This window comes from Microcoleus sp. Z1_A1, assembly GCF_036700305.1.
Classification (GTDB): domain Bacteria; phylum Cyanobacteriota; class Cyanobacteriia; order Cyanobacteriales; family Microcoleaceae; genus Microcoleus.
Genome location: NZ_JAUBOR010000093.1, coordinates 1 through 4,320, shown reverse-complemented (window position 1 = coordinate 4,320; position 4,320 = coordinate 1). Strand labels below are relative to the sequence as shown.

4 protein-coding genes are annotated in these 4,320 nt (G+C 44.7%); 2 read left to right on the top strand and 2 right to left on the bottom strand.

Features of this window, described 5'->3' with window-relative positions; all coding sequences use genetic code 11:
- The first annotated feature begins 90 nt into the window (after positions 1-90).
- On the top strand, positions 91-1,665 hold the full coding sequence (locus QT973_RS26725) for an outer membrane protein assembly factor BamB family protein (RefSeq protein WP_333392549.1): 1,575 nt from the start codon (positions 91-93) through the stop codon (positions 1,663-1,665).
- A 363-nt stretch (positions 1,666-2,028) separates the two neighbouring features.
- On the opposite strand, the gene QT973_RS26720 is transcribed toward QT973_RS26725, so the two are convergent.
- The gene (locus QT973_RS26720; RefSeq protein WP_333058451.1) at positions 2,029-2,292 is read right to left on the bottom strand and encodes a DUF255 domain-containing protein; all 264 of its coding nucleotides are present in this window, start codon (positions 2,290-2,292) and stop codon (positions 2,029-2,031) included.
- Between the two features lie 1,040 nt (positions 2,293-3,332).
- Here QT973_RS26720 and QT973_RS26715 point away from each other — a divergent pair.
- Positions 3,333-4,058, top strand: a complete 726-nt coding sequence (locus tag QT973_RS26715; protein WP_333058452.1) for a PEP-CTERM sorting domain-containing protein — start codon at positions 3,333-3,335, stop codon at positions 4,056-4,058.
- A 62-nt stretch (positions 4,059-4,120) separates the two neighbouring features.
- Here the strand turns inward: QT973_RS26715 and QT973_RS26710 are convergent.
- On the bottom strand, positions 4,121-4,320 hold a 200-nt coding region (locus tag QT973_RS26710), incomplete at its 5' end, for a hypothetical protein (RefSeq protein WP_333341288.1).

Sequence of the window (4,320 nt, the reverse complement as noted above, 5' to 3'; positions counted from 1 at the left end):
GCCGTGTGCGGTGAAAGTCGCAAGCACGGTTTTGTAGGAGAGATGGTAGGGGACACTCTGCCATCGACTCTCTAACTATCTCGATATAATATGAGCTTATCATCTCGGAGAACATTCAATCAACAGCTAGGACAATTTTTGCTGAGTGCTGCTGTTCCTCCTGCTGTTATCAAACTGTACCAAACTGAAGATTCGGAGCCAGCTTTATTAGAAACTAATCTTAACAATTTCCTGGCGAAAGCAGACCCAGAAATAGAATTATTAGTCCCGACCTTTTTAGGTAACGACAAGCGTCGGTTCTACGGCAGAGGTGTTCCGAAAAGTTTGAAGTTAATCGACAAATTTCCACTCGGCAGCGGCCGGACTTTTCTGGGAAGGCGGTCTGTAGTTTGGAGCGGCGCGGGTTGGACTGGACAGCCGACAATTACCAGAGACGGGGGAAAAACTTATTTAATTATAGGTGCTTATGACCACAATTTGCGAAAAATAGATATTGCTACCAATAAAGAAGTTTGGCGCTATAAATTTGATGATGTAATCAAAGGTTCATCAACGATTTATATCGATCAAAAAGCTAGCGCCGAAAACAGAATTGTAATTTTGCAGGGAAGCCGCAGTGGCGGTGGTGGCAAAAAAGTAGTGCCGAGTTTTAGGGCAATATCTTTTAGAACTGGCAAGGAACTTTGGAAATTAGACATCAGGAAAACGCCCAGCTACAGCCGGGATAATGACAGCAGCGCTTTGTACATCGGCGGTGGCGTTTTGTTCAATGCGGGGGAAAATGCGATCGGCTATTTTCTCGATAGTTCCACAAGCAGTGCAAAAATCAAAGAAGGCATCAAGCAGCCAAATATCTTGTCGGAGGTACAGCTTTATGCAGCAGGAGATATCAGAAAGCACGGCGGCAACTTGGTAGCGGAATCATCGCCATCAAGGCTCAAAGATAGAATATTTATAGCTGCTGGTTCCGGTCACATTTACGGTATTAGCATTGCAACTAAAAAGATTGTTTGGGATTTTTATACTGGTTCAGATTTGGATGGAAGTGCTGTAATTTCTAAATCAGGGAAACTATTTTGTGCCATTGAAAAACAATACATTCAGGGCAACGGCGGAGTGCTGAAGCTGAATCCAAATAAAGAACCGAATGCCAGCGTCGAATGGTTTTTGCCGACGGGGAATCGCCGAGTTTCTAGCTGGGAAGGCGGGATAATTGGCTCGGTGGCTTTGAATGATGAGTACAATCCAGGGGAGTTTCCGGCGCTGTTTGCCACAAATGCGCTCGACGGCAATTTGTACATCGGTTCCCAAGATATGATTACAGGTAAAAAAACTTTTGTGCCTTGGCGAAACCAGTCTTACGATACTCCGGTAATAGTATTTAAAAAAGCGATTGGTTCTTCAATTTCAACTCCGATTTTTACCGATGGCAATAAACTGATCAGTGCGGGATACAACGGTGTTTATTTGTTCAATTTGAATTGGGAACGAGCGAAGTCGGGGGATCAGAATGCTTTGAGAAATGCTAAAGGGGAGTTTTACCGTTTGAAAGTAATAGAATCGGGGAGATTTAAGCCGGGTTTGTCTTTTGAGGCGACGCCTGTAGTTTGGGACGGAATTGTGAGGATTTGCGCGAGGGATGGCTGGATGTATACTTTGGGTTAGTTATGGGTGTTTTGTACCTCTATCGGGAACAGGCTTTCTGGCCTGTTCTTAAAAGGGTGTTGAAATCCGCCAATGCCACTACCTGCCGTTTAACTTCGCTTATATCTTTCATATAAAGGATGTCAGGAATTATCCGAAACCTGTTATAGCAATCCTCGCATCATTTGTGAATTTCTTACTCCCTCCCCTTACTAAGGGGAGGGTTGGGGTGGGGTAAAAAATTTACGACTTATTTAGGATTAATCTAGCAGCAGTACACGGGCTTGATTGGTCGCTGTTGATTTTACTAAGGTGGGGCTTGGGATTGTCGCTGAATGCTGGGAATGTCGATCGAACTGAAGGGAAAGAGTACGAAAAAACGTTTCAACTGTGGCGGTAGAAGAAACAGGCGGGACAGTGAAAAGCGCTTTTTATCGGTATCAAGTGCGAATTCAGGTATTGGACGATCGCCCGATCGCAAAATCCTTCACATTCCATCACCCTAAACCAGTGGCAGCTAGAGTAGCGAATTGACAGAAGAAATCGGTTGATTTTCCCTCCGGGCCCTTTCTCAGGCTTCGTCGCACCAGGCCGAAAAGTCGATCGAATTTTCGGCGTGTTTTCGCTTTTGCTGGCTAAGCTTGTCATATTATGTCCGATCGATAACCCCTAATATGGTAGGGGATCCCCTCACCAACAATACCGGCCAATAATTGACAATCCCAAAAACCCGCCCCTTGTATCTTAAAAGAGTCAGACGGTAGACGCAGGGCAGTTTCATTCTCTTGTAGGGGCAATCCCCCCGTGGTTGCCCCAATCCCGTGGTTGCCCCAATCCCGTGGTTGCCCCAATCCCACCAAAGGCCTAACAAATCCTGGATGGGTAGGCATTCTTGGCACGAACCCTACAAAAAGCTGGTTTTCCCTAGGGGCAATCCGACCCCTACTCCCCGTGGTTGCCCCGAAACAGCCCCGACGGTAAAGGTGTTCCCAAAACTATGTCCCAGAAAGTCCAGTCGTCCCTTTAGTCGGCCAAAGTTCCAGCCTCACAGATAATAACGAGCACCGAAACCATTGGTCTCTAAATTGAGATGTTGCACGATGATCGATAAGCCTGTTTTGGGCGGCCTCTCCTGCCCACCCCCTACTCCCCACAAGAAAACTCATTCTTTGTGGAACGGGCCCCAAAGCCGGTTCTTGGTAATGGTGCAATATCTAAGTCTAAATGGCGCTGGTTGCTGAATCCGAAAGCGAGAATCCACGCACCGAATACGATCCAAGATTTTGTCCTGAGTTATAGCCCACATTCCGCAGATTCCACTGTCATCATCGGTTTTTACCTGTTTTTACCCACCAATCAACCTATCACTTAAACTTTTCTACCGTACATTCACGGATAAAAAACTTTTTAAGGGCATACTTTAGAGATTAAAAACTTTTTTATCAGTAATTATGCTGTGTAACACCGCTGTTTAGGAAGGTGAGTTATAGCTTTTTAAAAGAGAGAGAAGTCAGGACTAAAATCCGGATGGCAGCACCCCTATTTTTTGAGGCACGCCATAGGAAATAGCTAGCTAGAAGCCATCAATTTAGGCATTTTGCCTAAATCCAATCAGCTTATTCCCAATCTTCATCGAATCTTTATCAAACCTACTTGCATTAACTTGTGCTTTGCTTTAGATTGAATATGTGAAGGAAAAAAACCTGCTTCCAGTCAACATAAAAATAAAGGTGTCAGCCATGAAAATCCAATTAAACTTAGTCAAATCTATTTTAGCTGTTGCCGGTGTCGCTACTCTTAGTGCAGTATCCGCAGCACCTGCCTCTGCCTTCAGCTTTAGTAATATTGCTAGCGATAATACATCGGGAGATGCCTATGTAAATAGCTTTAGGTTTGATGTCCTAGATAATGGCTCCAATAACGTTTTATTCAACATTTTCAATGACAATAAAGACGAATCCGCCGCCGATATCTTTATTGCTGCTGTTCACTTGGACACAGGTTCTAATACCAATTTATTGAGCAACTTTGGCATTATAAATGGTCGTGGTGTTAACTTTACAGAGGGAGCTACTCCTCTGCCACAAACTAATAACCTTGCTACTCCTTGGTCTACGGATTTTGCAGCTGGGATAACTGGTACGCGGAACGGTGTCCAAACTGGTGAGGTTTTGGGATTGAGCTTTACTGGAAATTATAATAACGTAGTTTCCGCGTTGAATAATGGTACTTTGAGACTAGGGATGCACGTCCGGGGTATTGGTAGCAAGGGCGATAGCGATGTTTTTGTCAGCACCGGCACTAGCAACACTGAAGCTACTCCTGAACCTTTAACAATGCTTGCTGCTGGAGCCGCTGTTGGGTTTGGTGCTATGTTCAAAAAGCAACGTGCTCAGGCTCAAAAAGCTGAATAGGCGATCGTTTGAACTCGTTTTCGATTCTGGCTTGATGCCAAACTGATTACTTTATGTTCGAGCTAAAAACCTGGTTTCTTGGTGAAACCAGGTTTCTTAGTATCTGATAGCGCGGCACTCTGAAAACCCCGGACTTTTAAGGCGATATGAAACGCAGTTGTAGCGTTACCGCTGTTATTAAGAGTTACAGCATATTCCATGTAGATGTGGTACACACAATCTTCTAGCCCGTGTAAGGTGCGGATACACCCGTCAATCTGTA

What these genes read in the sequence shown, in the direction of transcription:
- QT973_RS26725 (WP_333392549.1), top strand. Translation starts at nt 91, where the DNA reads ATGAGCTTATCATCTCGGAGAACATTCAATCAACAGCTAGGACAATTT.
- QT973_RS26720 (WP_333058451.1), bottom strand. Translation starts at nt 2,292, where the DNA reads ATGACAAGCTTAGCCAGCAAAAGCGAAAACACGCCGAAAATTCGATCG.